Consider the following 25035-nt stretch of genomic DNA (forward strand, 5'->3'; position numbering starts at 1 on the left):
GTGTGGGGCTCGGTGGCGTGGCTCGCCAGCAGGCACAAGCGGTGCCTGCCCAGGCGCTGCGTCCACCCGCTGCCCTCGACGAAGCGGAGTTCCTCGGCGCCTGCGTGCGCTGCGGGCTCTGCGTCGAGGCATGCCCCTACGACACCCTCAAGCTCGCCCGGCTGTTTGACCCTGTGACCACCGGCACACCTTACTTCAAGGCGCGAGCCGTCCCGTGCGAGATGTGTGATGACATCCCTTGCGTGGTGGCCTGCCCGAGCGGAGCGCTGGATCAGCAGATGACCGACATCGATCAGGCGCGGATGGGGGTGGCTGTGCTCATCGATCACGAGACCTGCCTCAACTATCTGGGTCTGCGCTGCGATGTCTGTTATCGGGTCTGCCCGCTGATTGACAAGGCGATCACCCTGGATCTGCAGCACAACCAGCGTACCGGCAAGCACGCCATGTTCCTGCCCACGGTGCACAGCGATGCTTGCACCGGCTGTGGCAAGTGCGAACACGCCTGCGTGCTGGAGGAGTCTGCCATCAAGGTGGTGCCGCGCCAGCTCGCCAAAGGTGAGCTGGGTCATCACTACCGGCTCGGCTGGGAAGAGAAAGCGAAGGCTGGCAAGTCGCTCATCGGCGACAGGCTTACCCTGCCCACCCGCAAACCGGAGGGGCTATGAGTCGTTACCCGGGGGCCGAGGCGCGTATCAAACTGGGCTGGTGGCGGTCACATCGCTTCCTGCTGTTGCGTCGACTGAGTCAGTTGGGCGTGCTCGGGCTGTTTTTGCTGGGGCCGCTGGCGGGCATCTGGATCCTCAAGGGCAACCTCTCCAGCTCGCTGTTGCTGGAGACGGTGCCGCTGACCGATCCGCTGACCCTGCTGCAGTCGGTGGCGGCGGGCCATTGGCCCATCACCACCCTTTGGCTGGGGGCGGCAGTGGTGCTGGCCGGTTACTGGCTGGTCGGGGGGCGGGTGTTCTGCGCCTGGGTCTGTCCGGTCAACCTCATCACGGACGCCGCGGCCTGGTTCAGGGGGCGACTTGGCCTCAAGGGCAACGGCCAGTTCAGCCGAGCGACCCGCTACTGGCTGCTGGCCATGGTGTTGGTGGTGCCTGCGGTGGTCGGGGTGATGGCGTGGGAGCTGGTCAATCCGGTGTCGCTTGCCATGCGCGGTTTGCTGTTTGGCATGGGGGTGGGTTGGGCCCTGCTGGCGGCGTTGTTCCTGTTCGATCTTTTCGTGGTTGAGCGGGGTTGGTGCGGTCATATCTGTCCGGTGGGGGCCTTCTATGCCCTGGTCAACCGGGTTGGATTTATCAAGATTTCTGCCAAGGGGCGTGAGCGGTGCAGCAACTGCATGGACTGTTATGCGGTCTGCCCGGAGCGTCCCATCCTGCGCGGGCCTGTTCACGGTGCCAAGCGCGGTCACGGGCCCTTGATTGTGGCTCAGGAGTGTACCAACTGTGGCCGCTGCATTGATGTCTGCGCGGAACAAGTTTTTGAAATCACTGTAGGTTTTGCCGTCAAGGCAGAAAAAACGTCGGAGAACAAATAATGAAAAAGCTGATTGGAGCAATGCTGGCCTGCCTGATGGCGGGATCCTTGATGGCAGCAGCCCCCGAGATCACCAACAGTACCGGTGGCCTCAAGTCCGAGCGTGGCGCCACCGATCTGGTGACTGATGCCACCGCTGCGCCCCTGAAAAACTTCCGCAAGGATGGCGCGCCGTACGATCGCCAGTACATGCATCAGCCGCCGCTGATCCCCCACGATATCCGCAACTATGAGGTGGATACCAAGGTCAACAAGTGTCTGGCTTGCCACAGCTTCAAGAATGCCAGCGCCATGAAGGCCCCCAAGATCAGTCCGACTCACTTCGAGACCCGCGACGGCATGACGCTGGGTGAAGTCTCCCCCCGCCGCTACTTCTGCCTGCAGTGCCATGTGCCGCAAGCGGATGCCAAGCCGCTGGTGGAAAATACGTTTAAACCGGTTGAAGCGCTGAACTAAGGAGCCAACTAGATGAAATTACCCGGCTTTATCCAGCGTCTGTGGACCACCTTCAAGTCACCGTCCAAGGCGGCCCTCTGGGTGCTGCTGATGATGGGCTTCTTCGGCGGCGTGATTTTTTGGGGCGGCTTCAACACCGCCATGGAGGCGTCCAACACCGAGGCTTTCTGTACCAGCTGTCACGAGATGAAGGACAACGTGTTCGAGGAGTACCGCGACACGATCCATTACGCTAACCGTTCCGGCGTACGGGCCAGCTGCCCGGATTGCCATGTGCCGCACGAGTGGACCTACAAGATCATCCGCAAGGTGCAGGCTTCCAAGGAGCTGTGGGGCATGGTCACCGGCAAGGTCGATACCCGCGAGAAGTTCGAGTCGCACCGGCGCGAGATGGCGGAGCGGGAGTGGCAGCGGATGAAAGAGACCGATTCGCGTGAGTGCCGCAACTGCCACAACTTCGAGTACATGGACTTCTCCCTGCAGGGGCAGCGTGGTGCGCAGATGCACTCCACCAGTTTGGCCAGCGGCGAGAGTACCTGCATCGACTGTCACAAAGGGATAGCTCACCAGCTACCCGATATGACCGGGGTGAAGGGATTCTGATCCTCCATCGACAGGCCGGGTTCGCCCGGCCTGCGTTTTGTTCATATATGGGACCAGCATCAGGTTTGTGCGTCTTTTAAATCCCATATCTCGTGAAACCTTTGATAGAATCAGCCCGCCGTCAAATGCTTGAGCAAGTTGGTCACTCATGTCCGCGTCATTTTCTACGCCGTGACAGATGGCCTCTCATACTCCTTCTCTTATCCTGCCTCGTTGACGGCCCATTGCCACAAGGAGCTGCCCGATGGGACAGAAAAACAACGCATTCATTCCCCTCAAGATCGCCGTATTGACGGTCTCCGACAGTCGTACCGCAGACGATGACAGCTCGGGTGACTATCTGGTCTCGGCCATCACCGACTCGGGTCACCGCCTGGCCGATCGCGCACTTTGTCAGGACAACCTGTTTCGCATTCGGGCGCTGGTGAGTGAGTGGATCGCCGATGAGGCAGTACAGGTGGTGATCATCAATGGCGGCACCGGCTTCAACGAGCAGAATCGGGTACCGGAAGCGGTCGGCGTGCTGTTCGAGCGCACCGTGCAGGGCTTTGGCGAGATGTTCCGCCAGCTCTCTTTTGCCGAGATTAAAGGCTCCGCCATGCAGAGCCGTGCGCTGGCGGGACTCGCCAATCGCACCCTGATCTGCTGCCTGCCGGGCTCCACCGGTGCCTGCCAGCTGGGTTGGGAGCAACTGATCCGCGATCAGCTCGATGCCCGCACCAAGCCGTGCAACTTTGTCTCCCACCTCTGAGAGCAAACGATGAACCAGACCGATCCCAAGCAGACCCAGCCCAACCTGACTCATATCAATCAAAGCGGCGAAGCCCATATGGTGGATGTGACCGACAAGCAGGTGACCGAGCGCGAAGCCCGTGCCGAGGCATTTGTCGCCATGGCCCCCGAGACGCTGGCGCTGATCCTGAGCGGCCAGCACCACAAGGGGGATGTGTTCGCCACCGCCCGTATCGCCGGTATCATGGCAGCCAAGAAGACCTCCGATCTCATCCCCCTCTGCCATCCACTGGCATTGACCCGGGTTGAGGTGGAGATAGTGCCGCTGGCCGAGCAGAATCGGGTGCATATCCGCACCCTCTGCAAGCTCTCCGGCAAGACCGGGGTGGAGATGGAGGCGCTGACGGCCGCGTCGGTGGCGGCACTGACAATCTACGACATGTGCAAGGCAGTGCAAAAGGACATGGTGATCGAACAGGTGCGACTGGTTGAGAAGAGGGGCGGCAAGTCCGGCCATTTCCAGTTGGGGTCAACGAGCGGGGAGCAAGCATGATCAAGGTACTGTTTTTTGCGCAAGTAAGAGAGCTGGTGGCTTGCGATGAGCTGAGCTTGCCGTGCGACTACGCTACCGCCGACGTGCTGCGTGCAGCGCTCTGTGAGCGTGGCGACAAGTGGGCATTGGCCCTCGAGGCGGGCAAACTGCTGGTGGCGGTCAACCAGACCCTGGTGCCCCTCGATTCGCCTCTCAATGATGGCGATGAAGTCGCCTTCTTCCCGCCGGTGACCGGAGGCTGACATGAGCGACGCAACCATCACAGATCGCATTGTGGTGCAGCGGGAGGATTTCTCGCTGGCGGACGAGTATGCCCGTCTCGCCACCCGCCCAGACAGTGGCGCCATTGTTACCTTCGTTGGCAAGGTGCGCGACTTCAATCAGGGGGAGCACGTCAAGGGGCTGGCCCTTGAGCACTACCCCGGCATGACCGAGAAGGCACTGGCCGATATCGTGCAGGAGGCCCGTCGCCGCTGGCCGCTGCAGGAGTGCACCCTTATTCATCGCATCGGCGAGCTGTGGCTTGGCGATCAAATCGTGCTGGTGGCGGTGAGCAGTGCCCACCGCGACGCCGCCTTTGATGCCTGTCACTTCATCATGGATTTCTTGAAAACCCGGGCGCCGTTCTGGAAAAAAGAGCTGACCGCCGAGGGTGTGCAACGCTGGGTCGAGGCCAAGGAGAGCGACAACGCCGCCGCCGCCCGCTGGCAAGCCTGACCTGTTGATCACGAGGGGCGCAGGTTCAACGGGAACCACGGCCCCGCTTAGGGGGGCGGAGGTTCAGGCCCCCATCAGGAGAAAGGGAATGAAACCGCTGTTATCTGTTGTCATTGCAGGGATCTGCGCCGCCACCTTGCATACCGGTGCCGTGCAGGCCGATGAAGTGAAAGTGGCCGTGGCTGCCAACTTCAAGGGCACCATAGATCGTATCGGCAAGGAGTTCACTGCCAAGACCGGCCACACTCTGGCCATCTCATCTGCCGCCACCGGGGTGCTCTACACCCAGATCAGCCACGGCGCGCCGTTCGATCTCTTCCTCTCTGCCGATGTGGCGACCCCCGAGAAGCTGGAAAAAGAGGGCAAGGGGAGCGATCGCTTCACCTACGCCATCGGCCAGCTGGGGCTGTGGAAGAAGGGGGGCCCGGCTCCTGACGAGGCGACTCTGCGCAGTTGGAAGGGCAACCTCGCCATCGCCAATGCCCGCACCGCCCCCTATGGTGCTGCCGCCATGGCGACCCTCGACCATCTCAAGATCGATGCCAAACAGTACCGGCTGCTGACCGGTGCCAACATTGGCCAGACTTGGCAATTTGTCGATACCGGCAATGCCGAGCTGGGCTTCGTCGCCTGGGCCAACCTGGTGGAAGCGGGTAAGACCGGTGAAGCCTGGGCGGTGCCCGCGAGCTTCTATCCCCCCATCGAGCAGCAGGGGCTGGTATTGAAGAAAGGGGCTGGGGTGGAGGCGCTGGTCGCCTGGCTCAAAGGGCCGGGTCAGGCGCAGATCAAGGCTGCCGGCTATGCCCTGCCCTGATAAAGGCAGGGGAGTGACGCGATACCCTGAGTGGTCGGCCTTCGGGTCGGCCACTCTTTGCAATGAGGATAGAGACCATGCCTTTGGGGGCATTTATCAACCTGGAGGTCAGCAATGAATGAAGGGGATCTGCTGGCGGTCTGGCTCACCCTGAAGCTGGCGGCCAGCACCACCGCGATTTTGCTGTTACTGGCGCCGCCGCTGGCGTGGTGGCTGTCGCGCAGCCAGAACCGGCTGCGGCCACTGGTGGAGGCGCTGGTGGCGCTGCCGCTGGTGCTGCCTCCCACTGTGCTGGGGTTTTATCTGCTGCTCGCCTTCTCCCCCGAATATGGCTTCGGCGCCTGGTGGCGCGACACCTTCGGAGCCCCACTTGCCTTCAGCTTTCTCGGCCTGCTGTTTGCCTCCATCCTCTATTCGCTGCCGTTTGTGGTGCAGCCACTCACCTCCGCCTTCGTCAACATGGGCAACAAGGAGCTGGAGGCCGCCGCTACCCTGGGGCTCGGCCCGCTGGAGCGCTTTTTCCACATCATCTTGCCGATGACTCTGCCCAGCTTCGTGATGGCGGCGGCCCTCGGCTTTGCCCATACCCTGGGGGAGTTTGGTGTGGTGCTGATGATTGGCGGCAATATCCCCGGCGAGACCCAGGTGCTTTCGATTGCCCTGTTTGATCATGTGGAGGCGATGGATTACCGGAACGCCCATATTCTGGCAGGCGGCTTGATGGGCTTCTCGCTGGTGATGCTGGTGCTGGTCTACGGGGTGCTGCAGCGCAGACAGCGGAGAGTGTTCGGATGAACCAGCCAGCCACTACTCCGCAAGACAACGCCCTTAACCGTCAGGCCCTGCAACTGAATGTCCGGCGCGAGTTTGGCCCCTTTACCCTCGATTGCGCACTTACCTTGGAGCTGGGGGGCATTCTCGGCCTGTTCGGTCCCTCCGGTTGCGGCAAGAGCACCTTGCTGCGCATTATCGCCGGGCTCGATCGCCAACGCGGGGATCGCTTGCTGTGGCGCGGGCGGGAGTGTGCAGAACTGCTGCCCGAGGCGCGCCGTATCGGGCTGGTATTTCAGGACTCGCGCCTCTTCCCTCATCTGACGGTGCTCGGCAATCTGCAACTGGCTGCCCGCAAGGGGCGAGGGCGCTGGCAGCCCGAGGCACTTGCAGCGCGACTCGGCTTTGCCGATCTGCTGGGACAGCCTGCCCATGCCTTGTCGGGCGGCCAACGCCAGCGGGTGGCATTGGGGCGGGCGCTGCTGGCCGAGCCTGACCTGCTGCTGCTTGATGAACCTTTTTCGGCGCTCGATCGGCGCAGCCGCATCCATCAGGCCCATGTACTCAAGGGATTGCAGCAGGAGAGTGGCATCCCGATGATCTTCGTCAGCCACGCCATGGAGGAGGTGAGTCTGCTCTGCGATCAGCTGGTGCTGCTGGAAAGTGGCAGGGTTGAGGCACAAGGCAGGCCGAGCGAGATCTTCGCCCGCACCGATCTCTCGCTCGCCAGCCGGGACGATGCCGGGGTGATGCTGGATGCCACCTTGTCCCACTACGATGACGACGAGCAGATGGCGACCCTGCTGCTCGGCGAGCAGCGGCTGCGGGTCACCATGAACCATGTGCCGGACGAGAGCGGCCCCTTGCAGATTAAGGTGGCGGGGCGGGATGTGGTGATTGCCACTGCCCCCATCGAGCACTCCAGCCTCTCCAACTGCCTCGTCACCCGTCTGCTGGCGGAGCGCGAGGTGCGCCCCGGCCAGACCCTGTTGCAGTTGGCGCTGGGGGAGCAGATACTGCTGGCCCGGATCACCAGTCGCTCCGCCAGGCGCCTGGCGCTGGTGCCGGAGCAGCAGATCTACGCTTATATCAAGGCGGTGAGCCTGGTCAGCGAAGGCTGAGTGGGCGCCGTGCTGATAACGTGGCAGGATGGCCACGGGCAACATAACAACAAGAGATGGTTCAGGTGATGAGTCGAGAGGCAATGCGCTGATGCGCCGCAATCAGGTGATGAAATTCAACGGTCTTGCCCTGCGCAGTGCGGGGGAGGGGCCCTTGCTGTTGCTGCTGCACGGACTGGGCTCCTCCAGCCTCGACTGGCAGGCGCAGATCGAACGTTTTTCCGAACACTACCGGGTGGTGGCGCTGGATCTGCGCGGCCACGGCCAGAGCATGCAGGAGGGGCCGTTCGACGTGGCGACCCTGGCGGCCGATGTGGTGAACTGGCTCGATGAACAGCCTGAGCCCGCCTGGGTAGTGGGGTTGTCGCTGGGGGCCATGGTGGCGCTGGAGCTGGCACTGCAACTGCCGCACAAGGTGCGGGGGCTGGTGCTGGTCAACGGCTTTAGCGAGTTTCTGCTGGAGACCCCCAAAGAGCAGGAGCGTTACGCCCAGCGCCTCAAGTGGCTGCGCTGGTTTGGCATGCGCCCGCTCGCCTGGTGGTTGGGGCGCGAACTTTTTCCGGGCCCGGATCTCGCGCAGGTGCGCCACACCTTCCGGCTGCGTTTCGTGCGCAATAGAAAGAAAACCTACAAGGCGCTGCTGGAGGCGTTACCCGGCTGGTCGGTGCGCGCCCGGCTCGGCACCATCTGGCAGCCGGTGGCTATCATCTCCACCAGTCACGACTACCTGCCGCTGGCCAAACGGGTCGAGCAGTTTGCTGCCCTGCCCAATGCCACCATCCATACCCCCAACGGTCACCACGCCTGGCCCGCGGAAGATCCCTCCGGTTTTAATCATTTGCTGCACAGGATTTTAGAAACCCATTAAAAATGTCGCCCTGTTAATCCGCGTATCTATTGGTCCGATCGTCTCGCCATGAAAAAGGCCCGGCAATTGGACCCATTTTGCTCTATTAACAGGTATTTCCTCATGTCTGAAGTAATGAAAATGGCCATCGATGATGGTTCGACCAACGTCAAGGTGAGCTGGATTGAGAACAAGGAGCTCAAGACCATCATCTCTCCCAACTCCTTTCGCAAGGACTGGAAGAGTGCCGCATTGCGCAAGGACAAGAAGATCTACAACTACGAGATAGGCAACACCAAGTACACCTACGACGCGACCTCCGACAAGTCACTGGCGACTACCCATGTGGAGTACCAGTACGACGATCTCAATCTGCTCTCTGTCCATCATGCCCTGCTGCAGACCGGGGTGACCCCCTGCGATGTCGCCATTACCGTGACCCTGCCCATCACCGAGTTTTACAACCCGGACGATTGCCAGCGCAACGAAGACAAAATCGAGAAGAAACGTCGCAACCTGATGCGCCCCATCTCCCTCAACAAGGGGGAGCTGTTCAACATTGTCAGCGTCGAGGTGATGCCGGAGAGCTTGCCTGCGGCCCTCTCCCGTCTGATTGGCTCGGGCTGCAACGAGTTCACCAAGACCCTGGTGATCGACTGCGGTGGTACCACCCTGGATATGGGGATCATCGTCGGTGAGTTTGACGATGTTTCCGATGTCTATGGTAACAACGAAATCGGTGTTGCCATGGTCACCGATGCCACCCGCAAGGCGCTGGCTGCCGCAGACAGTGACTCCAGCTATCTGGTGGCCAACGAGTTTATCAAGCGTCGCCACGACATGAGCTTTGTGCGCGATGTGGTTAACGACGAGAGCCAGATCCCCAAGATCCTCGAGAAGATGCAGAACAAGATCGACGAGCTGGGTACCCAGGTTGCGCATGAAGCGAAGAAGTTTGCCAAGAACCCGAACCGGGTCTATCTGGTCGGTGGCGGTGCATCCCTGATTTATGATGCGATCAAGGGGGCCTATCCGACCCTGGGTGACCGTGTCGAGCTGCTGGAGGATGCCCAGTCCGCGCTGGCCCGCGAGATCTGCCTCTACTCCACCGAAGAGGACGAGGTTTATCGTGCAGCGCCTGTGATGGTCGAGGTTGATGATGAGTAGTCAACTCAAGCGCATGACCTTCTCCGTTTATATGGACCCGAGTGCGCTGGAGTCTGATCGCTATGCGGTCGGCGTGTTGCAAAACTGGTATCAACGGGCGCGCAAGGTCCAGGATGGCAGCGAGGAGTTTGACTTCTCCAAGAGCCGTTTCCACAAGGATATCTACCTCTCCGGCATGTTCATGTATGTGCTGTCGCCCAACCTCTGCAAGGCGATCGCCAATGCGCTGGGGCCTGAGCAGGTGAGCATGACCACCTTGCGCCATGCCTTTGCCAGCTGTGGTTTCAATCTGGGCGAGGTGGCTGGTGGCGCGCAGCCTGCGGCTGATGTGATGATCGATGAGATCGTGGCAAGGCTGGCTCCGCAGTTGGGTCGGAGTGATAGCACGTCACTGGTGGATGAGATTGTCAGCCGTCTTGGCGGGCAGCAACCCGCCGAGAGGTTGGATGAACTTAAGCAAGGTCAGCCTGCTTCGCTGGATCATGAACAGATGGCCGAGGCCATTGCGAGCAAATTGCCATCCGCAAAGGCCGAGCAGGATCTGGCTCCCCTTGCCAGCAGTATCCAGCGGCTCTCTCGTCAACTGGAAGAGCAATCCCGCCTTATCCGCGAGCAGCACAGATTGATCCAGCGGTTGGCCAGAGCCTCTGTTCGACAGGAGGCTGCCGGAACGGAGTCTGACCCCTTGTTCGAGGATCTCTCGAGTCAGGTTGCCAACATGAAAAAGGTCAAGGCGAAGGGGATCTTCTGATTTTCCGTGTCATTGCGAAATCGGAATAAAAAAGCCGAACCCAAGGGGTCGGCTTTTTTGAGCCTGCTTGCCTCAAGAGTGGGAGCAGACCGGGCAGTCGGGACGCTTGGGTAGCTTCATCTCGCGGAAGGTGCCACCGAGGCCGTCGATCATCAGCAGGCGGCCGCTGTAGCTTTTGCCCATGCCTGCCAAGAGCTTGATGGCTTCCAGCGCTTGCAGGCTGCCCACCAATCCCACCACGGGAGCGAGCACCCCGGCTTCGACGCAGGTGAGAGCCTGCTCGCCAAACAGGGCGCTGAGGCAGGCGTAGCAGGGCTCATCCTGCTGCCAGGTGAAGCTGCAGAGCTGCCCCTCCAGCCGGATGGCAGCGCCGCTGACCAGCGGCACCCGATGCTGGCGCGCCTTTTGATTCAGCAGATTGCGAATGGCCAGGTTGTCGGTGCAGTCGAGCACCAGCTGATGTCCCGGTAAAAGGGCATCGAGCAGCGCCTCATCGGCTACGGCGGCGTGGGTTTCCACCTCAAGCCAGGGGTTGAGGGCGCGTAGCGACCGGGCGGCAGAGTCCACCTTGTTGTGGCCGATGCGCTCATCGCTGTGCAGCACCTGACGCTGCAGGTTGGAGAGCTCCACCTTGTCGAAATCGACCAGGGTGAGCTGGCCAACCCCGGCTACCGCCAGATATTGGCTGGCGGCGCAGCCGAGGCCACCGGCACCGATCACCAGCACTTTGGCCTGCTTGAGCGCCTCCTGCCCCTCGAAGTCGAAGGATTTGAGGATGATCTGGCGGTTGTAGCGCAGCAGCTCGGCGTCGCTGAGGATCTCGCTCACAGCAACAATCCCCCGAATGGCTCGACGGTCACCGTTTCGCCCGCAGCAACGCGGCCCCGCTCAAGCTCAAGGATGATGTAGCAGTTGGCTCGCGACAGGGAGCTGAACACGGCGGAGTCCTGCGAGCCGGTGCTGCGCACCTCAAGGCCGTTCGGTCCCTGACTCAGGATGCCGCGCTGGAAGTCGAGTCGGCCCGGGCTCTTTTTGAGTGGCTCGGCCGCAATAGCTTGCAGTTGCAGCGGCCGCACAAACTGTTGACCGGCCAGCTTGGCCAGCGCCGGTTGCACCAGCTGATCGAAGGTGACCATGGCGGAGACCGGGTTGCCCGGCAGGCCGAAGAACCAGGCGCGGGGCAGACGGCCAAAGGCAAACGGCTTGCCCGGCTTGATGGCCAGCTTCCAGAAGCCAATCTCGCCGAGCTCGTCCAGCAGCTGTTTGGTGAAGTCCGCTTCCCCCACCGAGACGCCGCCAGTGGTGATCAGCACATCGGCCTCTTCGTCGGCGCGGATAAAGGCGGCGCGTAGTTGGGCCGGATCGTCCGGGATAATGCCAAGGTCGAGGCAGTCGCAGCCCATGCGCGCCAGCATGGCCCGCACGCCGTAGCGGTTGGAGTCATAGATGTCGCCGTGGGCAAGCGGGGTGCCGACCGGTTTGAGCTCGTCGCCGGTGCTGAAAATAGCCACCTTCAGTGGGCGGCGCACCGCGACGGTGGCCACGCCAAGTGAGGCCAGCAGCGGCATCTCTCTTGGGGTGAGGCGAGTACCGGCTGGCAGTACGCAGGCGCCCTTGCCGATGTCGCTACCCGCCAGCCGAATGTTCTGTCCGACGGTCGGCTCGCACAAAAAAGTGATCCGATCGCCGTCGGCCTGCGTTTCTTCCTGCATCACCACGGCATCGGTGCCTGCGGGGACCGGGGCGCCGGTCATGATCCGCACGCAGTGGCCAGCGGGCCACTCGCCCAGATAGGGCTGGCCTGCAAAGGCTTTGCCCACCATGATGAGCGGGGTGCCGGTGGCGAGATCCGCAAGGCGCACGGCGTAACCGTCCATGGCAGAGTTGTCGAAGGGGGGCACGGCGAGGGGAGAGGCGATATCGCTGGCAAGGATCCGGCCCAAGGCCTCTGGCAGGGGCAGCTGCTCGCTGTTGCAGCAGCAGGCGAGTTGCTCCAGCATTCCTTGCAGGGCATCGCTTAACGGTAGTAGTCCGCTGGTATCAAATCCCATCGTCATGACCTCTTGTGATGATTGAAGGCGGGATTATCACAAAAATTGCCGGGGATGGGCAGCGGATGGAGCGGTAAAAGTCCAGCTATGGTCATAAAGTATGATGACGGACGCAAGTTGACTTGAATCTTGGCGGTAATGGCCGTTTACTATGCCGCCTTACAATCATCAAGCTTGGGGTGGCCAGCGTGGCGGCCCCGACGTCCCTGAGCGTGGGAGAGAAGAGAATGACAACACTGAGTCAGGAAGCCTTGCTGGTCAGGGCAGCCCTTGAGGCCCAGGGACTGGAAACCCCCCTGGTTGCCAACGAGCTGAACAGTCAGCAGAAGCGGGAGAAGATCGAAGGCCATATGCGCTCCATCATGGAGACGCTGGGGCTGGATCTGGCCGACGACAGTCTGGCCGAGACGCCGCACCGCATCGCCAAGATGTACGTCAACGAGATCTTCTCCGGCCTCGATTATTCCACCTTCCCCAAGGTGACGGTGATCGAGAACAAGATGAAGGTGGACGAGATGATCATGGTGCGGGATATCAGCCTCACCAGCACCTGCGAGCACCACTTCGTCACCATCGACGGGCTGGCTCATGTCGCCTATATCCCTCGCGGCAAGGTGATCGGGCTGTCGAAGATCAACCGCATCGTGCAGTTCTTCGCCCGCCGTCCCCAGGTACAGGAGCGGCTCACCCAGCAGGTCCTGTTGGCGCTGCAGACCCTGCTCGGTACCCAGGATGTGGCGCTGAGCATCAGGGCGACCCACTACTGCGTCAAGGCGCGCGGGGTGATGGATTCCACCTCCCATACCACTACCACCTCCCTTGGCGGGGTGTTTAAGACTCAGCCGGACACTAGAGCCGAATTTCTGGGTGGCCTGCGCGGATAACGTGGTGGTTTTTTTGTAACCGCCTTGCTGAATAAACGAAACGCCAGCAACCATTGCTGGCGTTTTTCATTGGTCGCGGATGAGAGCGGCGGCCTGCAAAGGCTTCGCCCGCGTGGCTTGCGTCAGGTAAACGTTATGCATTTTTTCAATTTATTCATCTGAACGGTATATTTAATCCGGAACGAAAAATCCCGCCCTTTCACCTTACAAAACGTAACCAGGCAGACTCTTTCCGAACCGCCACAATCTGGTTACTCTAGCGCCCCCTCACGGCTCTCGCTGCCGCTCATGGAATTCAGAGATATTCATCAAGGTTGGATGGTGCGCCACTGAACAAGTGGCCAGATAGTTCATGCCAGGAGGGCGTGAACCGGACGAGTGCTACGAACTTAACGACCACCAGGATATGCCATGAATACCAGTTCCATGACCATAGGCAAAAAACTCACCGCCGGCTTTGCCGTGCTCGGTTTGATGGTCGCCTTTATCGGCGGCTTCTCGTTGCTGGAGTTCAGCAACATGAACCGGGCGGCTATCGGTTTTACCGACAGCATCCTGCCCGCAGTCAACCGCACCAATGACGTCGGTGACAGCATCAGTGAACTGCGTCGTTATGAACTGGCCCTGTTCCTGGTGGCCTCGGATCCCCAGAAGCGTGCCGAGTACCGCACTACGGCCGCCCAGCTGGTGGAGCGCCTCAAACAGCAGATGATTGACCACGACAAGACCATCTGGGCGCAGGATGTGGAAGAGCGTCGCACCTTCGATATGGTCAAGGCCGACTGGGCAAGCTACCTTGCCCTGCACCAGCAGGTGAAGCAGTTGCAGGATAGCGGTCTGATGAGCGAGGCCCAGCACATCTTCATGGATCAGGGGATCCCCCTCTACAACAACCTGCACAAGTCGGTGGCTGAGCTTATCCGCATCAACCACGGCTATGCGACCGAGTCGCGCAAGGTAGTGGTTGATTCCTATGACTCCGCCAAGCTGAGCGTCACCATCGCGCTGGTGCTCGGTCTGGTACTGGTGGTGGTGCTCTCCGTGGTGCTGACTCGTCAGATCCGCGATCCGCTGATCATGCTGGCCCGTCAGGCACAGCGTATTGCCAGTGGTGAGCTGGGGCAGGGTGAGCTGCAGCAGTGGATCCGTGACAATCGCTTTAACCGCGACGAGCTGGGTCAGCTGGGCTCCGCCATCAACCGGATGCAGGGTTCCCTCTCCGATCTGGTGAGCGAGATCGCCGGTTCCGTGAGTCAGCTCAGCAGCGCGGTGGAGGAGGTGAGCGCCATCTCCACCCAGTCTGCCAGCGGCATGGCTATCCAGCAGAGCGAAGTCTCCCAGGTGGCGACCGCCATGAACGAGATGCAGTCCACCGTCAACGAAGTGGCCCGCAACACCACAGATGCCATGAGCGCCGCCAAGGATGCCTCCCGCACCTCCGCAGCTGGCAGCGAAGTGGTACGCAGCTCCATCGCCAGCATCGAAGAGGTGTCGGTCAAGATTGAAGAGGCGGGCACCGTGGTGCAGCAGCTGGAGGCCGACAGCGCCAACATCAGCGTGGTGCTGGATGTGATCCGCGATATCGCCGGTCAGACCACCAACCTGCTGGCCCTCAACGCCGCCATCGAAGCGGCTCGTGCCGGGGAGCAGGGCCGTGGCTTTGCGGTCGTTGCCGATGAAGTGCGATCCTTGGCCCAGCGTACCCAGGACTCTACCGCCGAGATCAGCAAGATGATCGAGCTGTTGCAGAGCCGCGCTGCCGAGGCGGGCAACGCCATGCAGCTGAGCCGTCACCAGATGCAGGAGAGTGTCGGTCTGGCACGGGATGCCGGTACCAGTATCGATACCATTAATGGTGCCGTGGTACGCATTACTGACATGAATACCCTGATCGCCACCGCCACCGAAGAGCAGAACGCGGTGACCGAAGAGCTCAACCGCAGCATCGTCAACATTCACAATGCCGCTGACGAGAATGCCCAGGGCGCCCATCAGATCGCCCAGGCTTGCGTCGAGCTGAGCAAGCTGGCCAACACCCTGCACCATATGACCCAGCGCTTTACCCTCTAAGGGTTGATGCATGGATAACAGAAGGCCCCGCCAAATTGGCGGGGCCTTGTTGTATCTGGCTGGTTTGTGGATCGTAGAGTCGATTAGCGCAGCGTCATCGGCCGACGCCAGACCCCTCACCCGACCATTTAGCTCAGGCCGACTATCTCGCCATTCTCGTCGATATCGATATGACGGTAGGCAGGGAGGCTGCCCAGCCCCGGCATGGTCATGATGGGGCCCGCCAGCGCATAGACAAACCCGGCTCCGGCGCAGAGTTTCACCTCGTCGATGGGCACCTCGAAATCGGTCGGCACCCCCTTTTTGGCGGGGTCATGGCTGATGGAGAGCGGCGTCTTGGCCACGCAGATGGGCAAGTGATCCCACCCTTCGGCGGAAAGTTGCGCCAGCTGCTGGCGGGTTCTGTCGGAGAGCTGTACCCCGCGGCCACCGTAGCCACACTCCACCAGGGTCGCCAGCTTGGCGTCGAGGCTCATCTCGTCGGGGTAGAGCAGCTGTACCTGGCTTGGCAGTTCGCAGGCAGCGACCACGGCGTGGGCCAACTCGCTGGCGCCATAGCCACCCTGGGTGAAGGCGTTGGAGATGGCCGCGCCACAGGCTCCGGCTTGCTGCGCTTCATGGGCCAGCAGCGCCAGTTCGGCCTCGCTGTCGGTGGGGAAGCGGTTGATGGCGACCACCACCGGCACCCCGTAACGGCGGGCGTTCCGGATATGCCAGGCAAGGTTGGCACAGCCCTGCTTGAGGGTCGGCAGATCCTCCCCCTGCAGGCTCGCTGGCAGCGGCTGGCCCGGGCGGATGTCGAGCAGACCGCTGTTGGCTTTGAGGCCGCGCACCGTGGCCACCAGCACCACGCAGGCGGGGGTAATACCGGATTGGCGGCTCTTGATGTTGAAGAACTTCTCCAGCCCCATGTCGGAGCCAAAACCCGCTTCGGTCACCACATAGTCGGTCAGGCCAAGGGCGAGGCGATCGGCGATCACCGAGGAGTTGCCGTGGGCAATATTGGCAAAGGGGCCTGCGTGTACCAGCACCGGTGTCTGCTCGGTGGTCTGCATCAGGGTCGGCTGCAGGGCATCCTTGAGCAGCACCGTCATGGCGCCCGCTACTTCCAGCTGCTGGGCGGTGACGGGCTTGCCATGGATGTCGCGGGCCAGCTGGATGCGGCCGATGCGATCGCGCAGATCCTTGAGATCGCTCGCCAGCGCCAGAATGGCCATCAGCTCGGAGGCGGCGGTGATGACGAAGCGATCGCTGCGTTCCACGCCATCGGCTGCGCCACCCTGACCGATGGTGAGGTGGCGCAGGGCGCGGTCATTCATGTCGAGGGTGCGCGGCCAGAGGATATTGGCCGGGTCGATGTCGAGCCGCGGCAAACCGGTTCTGGCGGTGAACTCATCCCCCAGTTTCTGCTCGTGGAACAGGCGGGCATCGAGGGCCGCCGCCGCCAGATTGTGGGCCGCCGTCAGGGCGTGAAAATCGCCGGTGAGGTGGAGGTTCATCTCCTCCATCGGCACCACCTGGGCGTGGCCGCCACCGGCAGCCCCCCCCTTGACCCCGAATACCGGTCCGAGGCTCGGTTGGCGGATGGTGGCGATGCTGGGCTGGCCGATATGGTTGAGCCCCATGGAGAGGCCCAGCGTGGTCACCGTCTTCCCTTCACCGAGCGGGGTGGGGGTGATGGCGCTCACCAGCACCAGCTTGCCGCTCTGTGTGGGCTGAGACTTGAGCAGGTCGAGGCTGAGTTTGCCCTTGTAGTGACCGTGTGGGCTGAGCAGGTGCGAAGGGATGGCGAGGCGTTCGGCCAGCGCGTGAATGGAGAGACGGGGGGACTGGCGGGAGATCTCGATATCGCTTAGCATCAGCACCTCGTTGGCATATCGGGGTAAAATATGCGGCGCATTTTAGTGGAATGTAACGGGTTATCCAATGACGAAAACGATTTTATTTGGCAATGAAGAGGTTCGTCAGAATCCTATTCTGTTCGTTCTCAACGAACTTTATCATCCTCCCAAGCAGCCCATGACCGCGCTGGGCATGGTCAGTGCGCTGGCGCCGCTGTTCGGTTTCGGTTGGCAGGCGATGACCCAGGATCCTGAAACGCTGCTGCGCCAAGAGATCCGTAAACGGGTCAACAAGCACAAGACCGACGAGGTAAACCTCATCCTGATCCTGCAGCTGGCCGCCATGTTCGACTTCACCGAGCTGGAAGTAGTGCTCCCCTATGCCCTCAGTGAACAGCAGTTGTCGGTGATCCGCACCCGTCTGCCGCGCTGGCAGTTGAGTCTCGAGCAGGAGCTGCTGCAGGCGACGCTGGTTCGTGCCGCCGCCCCCACTGTCACCCCCGGCCAGCGCTAGGTTTCAAGCCGGGCCAGCAGGCCGGGCATTCAGGTCGTCCCCTCCGCTTTGGCCATCAGGCGGGCGCATCCCACTTTTGCGGGGCGAGATAGCGCTCCTGCACGAATTCGATAAAGCAGCGCACCTTGGCCGAGACAAAGCGGCGGTGCGGATAGACCGCATAGAGCCCCACTTCCCCCTTCTCCCACTCCGGCAGCAGGCTGACCAGCCTGCCATCCTGCAAGGCTTCTCCGACGATGAAGGTGGGCTGCAATATGATGCCCTGATCATCACAAGCGGCGCGGGTCAGCGCCACCCCGTTGTTGGCCCGCAGCGGCCCCTGCGGCCTGATGCTTTGCGCCTCTCCATCCCGTTTGAAGTGCCACTCCGGCTGGGTCAGGGTATAGATCAGACAGTCGTGCTGCTTGAGATCCTCCGGGCTCTGCGGCGTCCCCTTGCGAGCCAGATAGGCGGGGCTGGCGCAGAGCGCCAGCGTGATGGTGGCCAGCTGGCGTGCCACCAGCGAAGAGTCGCTGAGGTGGCCGATGCGCAGCGCCAGATCGAACCCCTCTTCCACCAGTGCCACCCGCCGATCGCTGTACTCGATATCGAGTTTGAGATCGGGAAAGCGCTGGCGAAACAGCGGCAGGGCGGGGGAGAGGTGCAGATAGCCAAAGTCCATCGGCACCGAGAGTTTGAGGGTGCCGTTGGGCTGCTGGTTGTGGTGGGTCAGCTGGCTGTGGGTCTCTTCCAGCTCCGCCAGCAGGGCGAGGGAGCGCAGGTAGTAGAACTGCCCCGCCTCGGTGGGATTGACCTGACGGGTGGTGCGCGACAGCAGCCGGGTGGCGAGGGACTCCTCCAGCTGTTGCATCAGTTTGGAGGCCATGGCGACCGAGATGCCGAGCTGGTTGGCGGCCTTGGTAAAGCTCTGGCACTCCACCACCTTGATAAAGGTACGCATGGCGGCGATCTGGTCCATTTTCCATCCTCAGTAAATAATGAATTTAATAAATCACTGATTATTCATCTTCAGAACGAGGTTAGCATTTTGGCCACTGATGTGAACCCCAAGATGAAGGAACGTACGGATGAAAATGAACAAGGCCCTGCTGGCCTCCTGCCTCTTTATGGCCACCCCTCTGATGGCGGCGGATTACGATGTGGATGCGGCGCACACCACGGTGCAGTTCAAGGTGGGTCACCTGGGCTTCTCCGAACTGGTGGGTCGCTTCAACACCTTCAGCGGCACCTTCAGCATGGATGACGCCAACCCGGCGGCGGCCAAGGCGAGCTTTGAAGTGGATGCCGCCAGCGTCGACTCCAACCACGAGGCCCGCGACAAACACCTGCGCAGCCCTGACTTCCTCGACGTGAAGCAGTACCCCAAGATGGCCTTCGTCAGCTCTGGTTACGAGGGCACCAAGGATAAAGGCGTGCTGAAAGGGACCCTGACCCTGCACGGCGTCGCCAAGGAGGTGGCCTTCGATCTGGTCAAGATCGGCGAGGGCAAGGATCCCTGGGGTGGCTACCGCAGCGGCTTCAACGCCTCTACCACCATCAAGCGCAGCGACTTTGGCGTGAGCTACATGCTGCCCGGCATCCCGGACGAGATGAACATCAACCTGTTTGTCGAAGGCGTGCGCAAGTAATGGGCGCGGAACTTCTGCTGCAAACCCTGGCGGCTCCTCTGGGAGCCGCTTTGCTATCGTGGCGCTGGCCGCGACTGGGGTATCTGTGGGGGGCGCTGGCGCTCTGGCTGGTGGGATCCTTGCTCGGCGGCCTCTATGGCATCCCGGCCAAGGCGTGGCAGTGGCTGTCGCTGACCTTGCTGGTGCCTGCCATCGCCGCTCAGGTAATCGACCTGCGCGGATCACTGCTGCTTTTTGCCGCCGTTGGCGCGCTGGTGTGGTGGCAGGGGTTGGCCTCGGTGCTGGCGAGCGAACCCGGGATCTGGTTGGCGCTGCTGCCTGCCATCCTCTGGTTTGGCTGGAGCACCTTGCGCTGTGATAGCCGCGAGGGGCTTGGCTTTGCCCTCGGCTTTATCTGGCTGGCGCTGGTGATCGGCATCGATGGCAGCCTGCTGATTGCCCAGCTGGCCGGAGCCCTGGCGGCTTTCGCCGGTTTTCGTGCCCTGCTCGCCACCTTTGCAGCCATCAAGGTGGCACCCGCCGGTCTGGCGTTGGCCCTCGCTTTTGTCCAGATGCTCGCCTGGCAGTATGTGGAGGTGCCGCTGGTGGTGTTGTTGCCGGTCTGGCTGCTGCCGCTGCTGGAGTGGGTCTTGCGTGACAAGCGGTGGCCGCTGCGTTGGGGGGGGCTGATCCTGATCGCTGCAGCGGGGACCGGACTCAGCCTGTGGTGGGTGTGGCCCGCTGCTTCTTTGTACTAATTTTTGCATGAAAAACAGGCAATTACAGTCAATTTTGCATACCCGCTCATACTCTTGATAGATAATGATTGAGCCCCCTATATGTTTCAGATAAAAAGGATTTTCATTTTATTTGGACACACACAGAACCCGGCTATGCCGGGTTCTGTTTGCCTGCTTTGCGGCACATAAGGAGGCCACAGTTGCGCAGTCAAGGATCTGAGCATCTGTTTTTTCGCCATTTCACCGGACAGGGACGCATTGACGGTCTCTGCATTCTGCTGGTTACTCACCTGCTGCCCGATCGCCCCCGTTTTATCGACGCTCTCGGCCAGATGGGGCGGATTGGCGCTATTTTGCCCAAACCGAAATCGGTACACGGCCCGACCCTCGAGTGGGTATCGCAGCACTATCCGGTGCTGCCCCTCAACCGGCACTGGACCAATGATCCCGACAGTATCATCCAGCAGATTGCACCGCTGGTGGCCCCCCACGAGCGGCTGCTGATCCTCGATATCGGTGGTTACTTCGCCAGAACCCAGACGACCCTCAGCGAGTACTTTGGCCCCCGTTTTCTCGGGGTGGTGGAGATGACCGAAAACGGCCACCAGCGCTATGAGCAGGAGGTGCTGGCGACCCCGGTGGTCTCGGTGGCCCGCAGCCCCCTCAAGCAGGCCGAGGATATCCAGATTGGTCTGAGCGTGGTCTACTCTGTCGAGTCGCTGGCCCGCACCCTTAACCGTACCTTCAATGTCTGCGAGGCGGCGTTGTTCGGCTATGGCAAGGTGGGGCGCAGCATCGCTCGTGACCTGCGTGGTCGCAACCTCCATCTCGGGTTGGTGGAGACCGATGTGCTGCGACAGGTCGAAGCGCTCTCCCACGGTTTTCGCTTGATCACCAAGGCCGAGGCCCTCGGCCGCGCCGAGCTGGTGATCTGCTCCACCGGCAACGGCTCGCTGGGCTTGGCGGATCTGCAGGCGCTGCGTCCCGGCACCATGGTGGCTTCGGTCACCTCGGCCGACGACGAGTTCGCCTTCTCGCTGGCCCAACTGCCGTGGCCGAGCGAAGAGGTGTGCCCCCATGTACTGGCCCTCAACCGGCCGGATGGCACCCAGATCTACCTGCTCAACCGGGGCGAGGCGGTCAACTTCGTCCATGGCGCCGTGATTGGCGAATATGTCTATCTGGTGCTGGCGGAGATCATGGAAGGGATCCGGATGCTGGCAGCAGGCCCTATTGCGCCCGGCCTGTTCGAGCTGCCAGAATCGGCGATGCGTACCATTGCCCGCCATTGGTTGGCCGATTTTCATGGTGTTGACCACCACTGATTTGACCAAACCGGGCTCGGCCATTGGGCGGGGGTACGCCACTTCCCGCCATTGGCCGTTTTTTTATGGAGTCACTCATGACCGAGTCTGAAACCCTGAGCTGCAAACCCCGTATCGAAATCCGCTACTGCACCCTCTGTCGCTGGATGTTGCGCGCCGCCTGGCTGGCGCAGGAGCTGCTCTCCACCTTCGACAGCGATCTGGGGGAGGTGGCGCTGGTGCCGGCCAGCAAGGGGGAGTTCCGCATTCTGGTTAACGGGGTGCAGGTGTGGGATCGGGTGGTCGATGACGGCTTCCCCGAGGCCAAGGAGATCAAGCAGCGGGTGCGTGATGTCATCGCCCCTGAGCGGGATCTCGGCCACTCGGATCGCAAAGCGGCCGAGTAATGCCAGATGGGTTGGGCGCCCCGAAAGGTGTTCAGCAATACAGAAAAGGAGAGGGAGGCCATGGCCTCTCTCTCCTTTTTTTGCATATGGCTTTTTGCGTTGCGCCTGCGGGGCTATGGGCGCGGCTCGGCCAGATGGCTGCCGATATAGCGGGCTCGCTTGTGGGGCTTGATGCGACTCACATCCACCCACACCAGGCCGTCGATGCAGTGGTTGAAGTCGGGGTCGATGCCAAAATCCATAAACTGCACCCCGCCCGGCTCGCACAGCTCGGAGTACTGCTTGTAGAGGGTGGGGATGGCGCAGCCCAGATTGTCGAGGCGGGCCTTGAGCGCTTTGAGGTCGGCGCCGTAATCCACCCCCTCGAACAGGGGGGGCGTCTCGGGGTAGGGACGGCGGGACGGGGCCAGCGCCAGCTCGGGGGCAAAGTGCTGGCGGTAGAAGCTCACCAGCAGATCCTTGGCCGCCGGTGGCAGGCTGCCGGAGATCGACACCGGGCCAAACAGGTAGCGGTAGCGGGGATAGCGGGCAAGATAGGCACCGATGCCGAACCAGAGATAATCGAGTCCCCGCTTGCCCCAGTAGGCGGGCTGGATAAAGCTGCGACCCAGCTCAATGGCCTGTTCCAGCCGGGGCTGCAGCTTCTCCTCGAAACCGAACAGGGTGTGGCTGTAGAGGCCATCATTCCCCTTGCTGGCCAGCAGTTCCGCCACCGGGGCGAAACGGTAGGCGCCGATGATGTCGAGCCGGGCCGGATCCCAGAGGATCAGGTGGTGATAGTCGTTGTCAAAGCCATCTAGATCTCGCCGCTTGCCTGACCCTTCCCCCACCGCGCGAAAGGCTATTTCCCGCAGCCGTCCCAGCTCGCGCAGGATCACCGAGTGACTCACTTCATGGCGGCGGTAGAGGTAGATCCCCTGACCATCCGGGGTGGTGCCGAGCTGCTCGCACGCCTCGATGGCCTGTTTGAGCTGGCGGCGATCCTCCGGCAGGGCGATAGGGGCTTCGGTCTGCAGCCGTCCCGCCTTGCCCCGACCAATCCGGTAGAGGTGGCTGCGCACCAGCTGCGCCGCGCTCTTGGCGGGCAGCTCCTGAAAACTGCCGAGTGGAATGCGCGCCCCTATGGTCACCGGCAGGGTCTGCCCCTGCTGGCGAAACAGCTGGCGCACCAGCAACAGGGCGGAAGCAGGCTTGTTGAGCCAGGAGGCGAGATAGAACCAGAGGCTGTTGCGTCCCCCCAGATGGATTGGCACCAGCGGGGTGCGGGTGCGCTGGGCCAGCTTGATAAAGCCCGCCTGCCAGGGGCCATCTTTCACCCCCTTGGGGCCGAGCCTTGAGACTTCGCCTGCGGGGAAGATCACCAGCGCCCCTTCATGGGCGAGGTGTGCGTTCATGGCGAGGATGGCCTGCCGGTCTGTCTTGCCCTCCATGTTGTCCACCGGCAGCAGCAGGGGGCGCAGCGGCGCGAGCTGGGCCAGCAGCTGGTTGGCGACGATCTTCACATCCGGGCGGATGCGGCCGAGCAGTTGCAGCAGGGCCAGTCCGTCCAGCGAGCCGATGGGGTGGTTGGCGACAAGAATGACCCGGCCGCTGGCGGGAATGTGCTCCAGTTGCGCCTCGCTGACCCGGTAGTCGAAGTCGAGCTGGGTCAGCGCCTGCTCGACAAAGTCGAGGCCGCGCAGGTGCGGGTAGCGGGCAGCAAAGTCGGCAAAGGCCTGTTCGTTGAGCAGCCAGCCCAGCAGCCGTTTGAACAGCGGGGTGAGCAGGGGGTAGCCAAGCAGGCGGGGGAAGTGCTGGGTCAGCAGGGTATCGATAGTGAACATCTGGGAGGGCTCCGGCTATCCGTTGCTCCCAGCATGGTGTGGCACTGTTCCCGCGACATGTCAGCGGGATGACAGTTTGATGGCAGCGGCGGCCAGTTGCCCCTGCGCGACTCTCCCCGGTTTTCCTTTCCTGATACCTGATGGCCAGATAGCAAAGGGGGGGGCCGGTTAACCGGCTCCCCCTGGGTGCTCGTGGTAGTGAGGATTACCCGATTAACCGCGCCAGACTGCGGTGAGGCGCACCAGCTCCACCAGGGTGGCGACCGATTTTTCCATGGATTGCAGCGGGATGAACTCGTGCTTGCCGTGGAAGTTGTGGCCACCGGTGAAGAGGTTGGGGCAGGGCAGACCCATAAAGGAGAGGCGGGCGCCATCGGTACCGCCGCGAATGGGCTTGATCTTCGGCACCACGTCAGCGGCCTCCATGGCGGCGCGGGCCAGCTCGACGATGTGCATGTGCGGCTCGATCTGGCTGCGCATGTTGCGATAGCTGTCGGTCAGGGTCAGCTCGATGCGGGCCTTGGGATACTCGGCCTGCATGGCGGCAACCCGGCTCTGTATCTCGGCCTTGCGCGCGGCGAAATGCTCGTCGTCGAAGTCTCGGATGATGTAGTGCAGGGTGCTCTCCTCCACGGTGCCGCTCATCTGGGCCAGATGGAAGAAGCCTTCATACCCTTCGGTACACTCCGGGGTTTGCGCGGCTGGCATGGCGGCGTGGAAGCGGGCGGCCAGGGTCTGGCTGTTGAGCATGCTCCCCTTGGCGGTGCCGGGGTGGACGTTGTTGCCGACAAAGCGCAGGCTGGCGCTGGCGGCGTTGAAGTTTTCATACTCCAGCTCCCCCAGTTCGCCGCCATCGACGGTATAGGCCCATTTGGCCGGGAATCGGTCCAGCGGGAAGAGGTTGGCGCCGCGGCCAATCTCTTCGTCCGGAGTGAAGCCGACCCAGATATCGCCGCGCGGGATCTCGGGGTGAGCCTGCAGATGGTCGATGGCGGTGAGGATCTCGGCGATACCCGCTTTGTCGTCAGCCCCCAGCAGAGTGGTGCCGTCGGTGGTGATGAGATCCTGACCCAGATAGTTTTTCAGGAAGCGGTAGTCACGGATGGCGAGCACCTCGTCACCCTTGCCAAGACAGATATCGCCACCCCGATAGTTTTCGATGATCTGCGGTACCACGTGCTCTGCTTCGTAGTCGGCGGTATCCATGTGGGCAATCAGGCCGATGGCGGGGGCATCCGGCTGGTTGCCGGGCAAGCAGCCGGTGAGGTAGCCGTGCTCATCCAGGGTGACTTGGGTCAGCCCCAGCGCAGTCATCTCCCCTTGCAGGGCACGGGCAAAGATCAGCTGGCCTTCGCTGCTGGGGCAGGCAGGATTGGTCTCATCGGAGCGGGTATGAAAAGTCACGTAACGCAGAAAACGCTCAAGCAGGGTATCCATTAGTCAGCCTCTAACCGATTGTGAGCGGCCATTGTGGCCAATCCGTGCCGGCTACTTATTGCGTCAGCGCAGGTTTTTTCCATTTTTTGGCGTAAGGAGAGAGCGGGGAACGGGCGGTGCGAGGTGCCACATCGGGATGGGACATCGCATAAATGTTGCATTTATTGCGATATTTAGGCGCTTGCGGTGGCGGCCAAATTTCCCCCAGCCACCGCACAGCAAGGCGTCAGCCCCATCATGGCGTTTTCACACACTTTTCAAGGGGAAACCGGGCCGTCGCATAACC

The 25035-nt window shown here is 61.8% G+C and carries 27 protein-coding genes; 21 read left to right on the plus strand and 6 right to left on the minus strand.

The annotated features are described in order from the left end of the window. Positions 1-2: 2 nt before the first annotated feature. The 14 genes from napG to LD28_RS0103420 all read left to right on the plus strand — a co-directional run bounded on the left by napG (position 3) and on the right by LD28_RS0103420 (position 10071). Positions 3-668, plus strand: coding sequence for a ferredoxin-type protein NapG (gene napG / locus LD28_RS0103355; protein ID WP_081959404.1), 666 nt, complete (start codon positions 3-5; stop codon positions 666-668). Then, entirely contained in the window at positions 665-1540 is an 876-nt protein-coding gene (gene napH, locus LD28_RS0103360; RefSeq protein WP_033135609.1) for a quinol dehydrogenase ferredoxin subunit NapH, read from the plus strand. Before napG ends, napH begins: the two co-directional genes overlap by 4 nt. Then, a complete protein-coding gene (locus tag LD28_RS0103365) occupies positions 1540-1995 on the plus strand; it encodes a nitrate reductase cytochrome c-type subunit (RefSeq protein WP_033135610.1) in 456 nt (151 codons plus the stop codon). The genes napH and LD28_RS0103365 overlap by 1 nt, the downstream gene beginning before the upstream one ends. A 12-nt stretch (positions 1996-2007) precedes the next feature. Beyond that, complete coding sequence (locus tag LD28_RS0103370; protein WP_033135611.1) at positions 2008-2598, plus strand: cytochrome c3 family protein; 591 nt, start codon at positions 2008-2010, stop codon at positions 2596-2598. Between the two features lie 244 nt (positions 2599-2842). Further along, the gene (moaB, locus tag LD28_RS0103375) at positions 2843-3349 is read left to right on the plus strand and encodes a molybdenum cofactor biosynthesis protein B (protein ID WP_033135612.1); all 507 of its coding nucleotides are present in this window, start codon (positions 2843-2845) and stop codon (positions 3347-3349) included. A gap of 9 nt (positions 3350-3358) precedes the next feature. Then, complete coding sequence (gene moaC / locus LD28_RS0103380; protein ID WP_033135613.1) at positions 3359-3883, plus strand: cyclic pyranopterin monophosphate synthase MoaC; 525 nt, start codon at positions 3359-3361, stop codon at positions 3881-3883. Continuing rightward, entirely contained in the window at positions 3880-4125 is a 246-nt protein-coding gene (moaD, locus tag LD28_RS0103385; protein ID WP_033135614.1) for a molybdopterin synthase sulfur carrier subunit, read from the plus strand. The genes moaC and moaD overlap by 4 nt, the downstream gene beginning before the upstream one ends. Position 4126: 1 nt before the next feature. Next, complete coding sequence (gene moaE, locus LD28_RS0103390; protein WP_033135615.1) at positions 4127-4600, plus strand: molybdopterin synthase catalytic subunit MoaE; 474 nt, start codon at positions 4127-4129, stop codon at positions 4598-4600. An 88-nt stretch (positions 4601-4688) separates the two neighbouring features. Beyond that, positions 4689-5414 carry a molybdate ABC transporter substrate-binding protein gene (modA, locus tag LD28_RS0103395; RefSeq protein ID WP_033135616.1) on the plus strand — a complete coding sequence of 242 codons (726 nt, stop codon included), beginning with the start codon at positions 4689-4691 and terminating at the stop codon, positions 5412-5414. Between the two features lie 114 nt (positions 5415-5528). Next, the gene (modB, locus tag LD28_RS0103400; protein WP_033135617.1) at positions 5529-6209 is read left to right on the plus strand and encodes a molybdate ABC transporter permease subunit; all 681 of its coding nucleotides are present in this window, start codon (positions 5529-5531) and stop codon (positions 6207-6209) included. After that, on the plus strand, positions 6206-7306 hold the full coding sequence (gene modC / locus LD28_RS0103405; RefSeq protein WP_033135618.1) for a molybdenum ABC transporter ATP-binding protein: 1101 nt from the start codon (positions 6206-6208) through the stop codon (positions 7304-7306). Before modB ends, modC begins: the two co-directional genes overlap by 4 nt. A 91-nt stretch (positions 7307-7397) precedes the next feature. Further along, positions 7398-8174 carry an alpha/beta fold hydrolase gene (locus tag LD28_RS0103410; RefSeq protein WP_033135619.1) on the plus strand — a complete coding sequence of 259 codons (777 nt, stop codon included), beginning with the start codon at positions 7398-7400 and terminating at the stop codon, positions 8172-8174. Positions 8175-8276: 102 nt separating this feature from the next. Next, positions 8277-9320: a plasmid segregation protein ParM domain-containing protein gene (gene parM, locus LD28_RS0103415; RefSeq protein ID WP_241462256.1), complete on the plus strand. Its 1044-nt coding sequence runs from the start codon at positions 8277-8279 to the stop codon at positions 9318-9320. Continuing rightward, complete coding sequence (locus LD28_RS0103420; RefSeq protein ID WP_241462257.1) at positions 9310-10071, plus strand: hypothetical protein; 762 nt, start codon at positions 9310-9312, stop codon at positions 10069-10071. Before parM ends, LD28_RS0103420 begins: the two co-directional genes overlap by 11 nt. A 72-nt stretch (positions 10072-10143) precedes the next feature. On the opposite strand, the gene moeB is transcribed toward LD28_RS0103420, so the two are convergent. Further along, positions 10144-10899, minus strand: coding sequence for a molybdopterin-synthase adenylyltransferase MoeB (gene moeB, locus LD28_RS0103425; protein WP_033135621.1), 756 nt, complete (start codon positions 10897-10899; stop codon positions 10144-10146). Further along, a complete protein-coding gene (moeA, locus tag LD28_RS0103430) occupies positions 10896-12122 on the minus strand; it encodes a molybdopterin molybdotransferase MoeA (protein ID WP_033135622.1) in 1227 nt (408 codons plus the stop codon). The genes moeB and moeA overlap by 4 nt, the downstream gene beginning before the upstream one ends. A 227-nt stretch (positions 12123-12349) precedes the next feature. Between moeA and folE the strand changes: the two genes are divergently transcribed. Beyond that, positions 12350-13006, plus strand: a complete 657-nt coding sequence (gene folE / locus LD28_RS0103435; protein WP_033135623.1) for a GTP cyclohydrolase I FolE — start codon at positions 12350-12352, stop codon at positions 13004-13006. Positions 13007-13417: 411 nt separating this feature from the next. Beyond that, positions 13418-15076, plus strand: coding sequence for a methyl-accepting chemotaxis protein (locus LD28_RS0103440; RefSeq protein ID WP_033135624.1), 1659 nt, complete (start codon positions 13418-13420; stop codon positions 15074-15076). Between the two features lie 128 nt (positions 15077-15204). On the opposite strand, the gene LD28_RS0103445 is transcribed toward LD28_RS0103440, so the two are convergent. Next, positions 15205-16935 (minus strand): formate--tetrahydrofolate ligase, encoded by a 1731-nt coding sequence (locus LD28_RS0103445; RefSeq protein ID WP_033135625.1) that lies wholly within the window; start codon positions 16933-16935, stop codon positions 15205-15207. A gap of 67 nt (positions 16936-17002) precedes the next feature. On the opposite strand from LD28_RS0103445, the gene LD28_RS0103450 reads away from it, so the two are divergent. Next, positions 17003-17431, plus strand: coding sequence for a hypothetical protein (locus tag LD28_RS0103450; RefSeq protein ID WP_033135626.1), 429 nt, complete (start codon positions 17003-17005; stop codon positions 17429-17431). Positions 17432-17486: 55 nt separating this feature from the next. Here the strand turns inward: LD28_RS0103450 and LD28_RS0103455 are convergent, their stop codons facing one another. After that, positions 17487-18389 carry a LysR family transcriptional regulator gene (locus LD28_RS0103455; protein ID WP_033135627.1) on the minus strand — a complete coding sequence of 301 codons (903 nt, stop codon included), beginning with the start codon at positions 18387-18389 and terminating at the stop codon, positions 17487-17489. A 109-nt stretch (positions 18390-18498) separates the two neighbouring features. On the opposite strand from LD28_RS0103455, the gene LD28_RS0103460 reads away from it, so the two are divergent. The 4 genes from LD28_RS0103460 (at position 18499) to LD28_RS0103475 (ending at position 21489) form a co-directional block, all read left to right on the plus strand. After that, positions 18499-19059, plus strand: a complete 561-nt coding sequence (locus LD28_RS0103460) for a YceI family protein (RefSeq protein WP_033135628.1) — start codon at positions 18499-18501, stop codon at positions 19057-19059. Further along, a complete protein-coding gene (locus LD28_RS0103465) occupies positions 19059-19796 on the plus strand; it encodes a hypothetical protein (protein ID WP_033135629.1) in 738 nt (245 codons plus the stop codon). The genes LD28_RS0103460 and LD28_RS0103465 overlap by 1 nt, the downstream gene beginning before the upstream one ends. Before the next feature lie 182 nt (positions 19797-19978). After that, positions 19979-21103 carry an adenosylhomocysteinase gene (locus tag LD28_RS0103470; protein WP_033135630.1) on the plus strand — a complete coding sequence of 375 codons (1125 nt, stop codon included), beginning with the start codon at positions 19979-19981 and terminating at the stop codon, positions 21101-21103. A 77-nt stretch (positions 21104-21180) separates the two neighbouring features. Then, on the plus strand, positions 21181-21489 hold the full coding sequence (locus tag LD28_RS0103475) for an Rdx family protein (protein ID WP_033135631.1): 309 nt from the start codon (positions 21181-21183) through the stop codon (positions 21487-21489). A gap of 113 nt (positions 21490-21602) precedes the next feature. Here the strand turns inward: LD28_RS0103475 and olsF are convergent, their stop codons facing one another. Together olsF and pepT are read right to left on the minus strand one after the other, a co-directional pair. Beyond that, a complete protein-coding gene (gene olsF, locus LD28_RS0103480; protein WP_033135632.1) occupies positions 21603-23312 on the minus strand; it encodes a bifunctional ornithine lipid synthase OlsF in 1710 nt (569 codons plus the stop codon). A 213-nt stretch (positions 23313-23525) separates the two neighbouring features. After that, on the minus strand, positions 23526-24749 hold the full coding sequence (pepT, locus tag LD28_RS0103485) for a peptidase T (RefSeq protein ID WP_033135633.1): 1224 nt from the start codon (positions 24747-24749) through the stop codon (positions 23526-23528). Positions 24750-25035: the final 286 nt, after the last annotated feature.

The sequence above is a fragment of the Aeromonas finlandensis genome, from assembly GCF_000764645.1.
Taxonomy (GTDB): domain Bacteria; phylum Pseudomonadota; class Gammaproteobacteria; order Enterobacterales; family Aeromonadaceae; genus Aeromonas; species Aeromonas finlandensis.

Bases quoted from the DNA above. Each gene is read 5' to 3' on its own strand.
- napH (WP_033135609.1), top strand. From the start codon at position 665: ATGAGTCGTTACCCGGGGGCCGAGGCGCGTATCAAACTGGGCTGGTGG.
- LD28_RS0103365 (WP_033135610.1), top strand. From the start codon at position 1,540: ATGAAAAAGCTGATTGGAGCAATGCTGGCCTGCCTGATGGCGGGATCC.
- LD28_RS0103370 (WP_033135611.1), top strand. From the start codon at position 2,008: ATGAAATTACCCGGCTTTATCCAGCGTCTGTGGACCACCTTCAAGTCA.
- moaB (WP_033135612.1), top strand. From the start codon at position 2,843: ATGGGACAGAAAAACAACGCATTCATTCCCCTCAAGATCGCCGTATTG.
- moaC (WP_033135613.1), top strand. From the start codon at position 3,359: ATGAACCAGACCGATCCCAAGCAGACCCAGCCCAACCTGACTCATATC.
- moaD (WP_033135614.1), top strand. From the start codon at position 3,880: ATGATCAAGGTACTGTTTTTTGCGCAAGTAAGAGAGCTGGTGGCTTGC.
- moaE (WP_033135615.1), top strand. From the start codon at position 4,127: ATGAGCGACGCAACCATCACAGATCGCATTGTGGTGCAGCGGGAGGAT.
- modA (WP_033135616.1), top strand. From the start codon at position 4,689: ATGAAACCGCTGTTATCTGTTGTCATTGCAGGGATCTGCGCCGCCACC.
- modB (WP_033135617.1), top strand. From the start codon at position 5,529: ATGAATGAAGGGGATCTGCTGGCGGTCTGGCTCACCCTGAAGCTGGCG.
- modC (WP_033135618.1), top strand. From the start codon at position 6,206: ATGAACCAGCCAGCCACTACTCCGCAAGACAACGCCCTTAACCGTCAG.
- LD28_RS0103410 (WP_033135619.1), top strand. From the start codon at position 7,398: ATGCGCCGCAATCAGGTGATGAAATTCAACGGTCTTGCCCTGCGCAGT.
- parM (WP_241462256.1), top strand. From the start codon at position 8,277: ATGTCTGAAGTAATGAAAATGGCCATCGATGATGGTTCGACCAACGTC.
- LD28_RS0103420 (WP_241462257.1), top strand. From the start codon at position 9,310: ATGATGAGTAGTCAACTCAAGCGCATGACCTTCTCCGTTTATATGGAC.
- moeA (WP_033135622.1), bottom strand. From the start codon at position 12,122: ATGGGATTTGATACCAGCGGACTACTACCGTTAAGCGATGCCCTGCAA.
- folE (WP_033135623.1), top strand. From the start codon at position 12,350: ATGACAACACTGAGTCAGGAAGCCTTGCTGGTCAGGGCAGCCCTTGAG.
- LD28_RS0103440 (WP_033135624.1), top strand. From the start codon at position 13,418: ATGAATACCAGTTCCATGACCATAGGCAAAAAACTCACCGCCGGCTTT.
- LD28_RS0103445 (WP_033135625.1), bottom strand. From the start codon at position 16,935: ATGCTAAGCGATATCGAGATCTCCCGCCAGTCCCCCCGTCTCTCCATT.
- LD28_RS0103450 (WP_033135626.1), top strand. From the start codon at position 17,003: ATGACGAAAACGATTTTATTTGGCAATGAAGAGGTTCGTCAGAATCCT.
- LD28_RS0103455 (WP_033135627.1), bottom strand. From the start codon at position 18,389: ATGGACCAGATCGCCGCCATGCGTACCTTTATCAAGGTGGTGGAGTGC.
- LD28_RS0103460 (WP_033135628.1), top strand. From the start codon at position 18,499: ATGAAAATGAACAAGGCCCTGCTGGCCTCCTGCCTCTTTATGGCCACC.
- LD28_RS0103465 (WP_033135629.1), top strand. From the start codon at position 19,059: ATGGGCGCGGAACTTCTGCTGCAAACCCTGGCGGCTCCTCTGGGAGCC.
- LD28_RS0103475 (WP_033135631.1), top strand. From the start codon at position 21,181: ATGACCGAGTCTGAAACCCTGAGCTGCAAACCCCGTATCGAAATCCGC.
- olsF (WP_033135632.1), bottom strand. From the start codon at position 23,312: ATGTTCACTATCGATACCCTGCTGACCCAGCACTTCCCCCGCCTGCTT.
- pepT (WP_033135633.1), bottom strand. From the start codon at position 24,749: ATGGATACCCTGCTTGAGCGTTTTCTGCGTTACGTGACTTTTCATACC.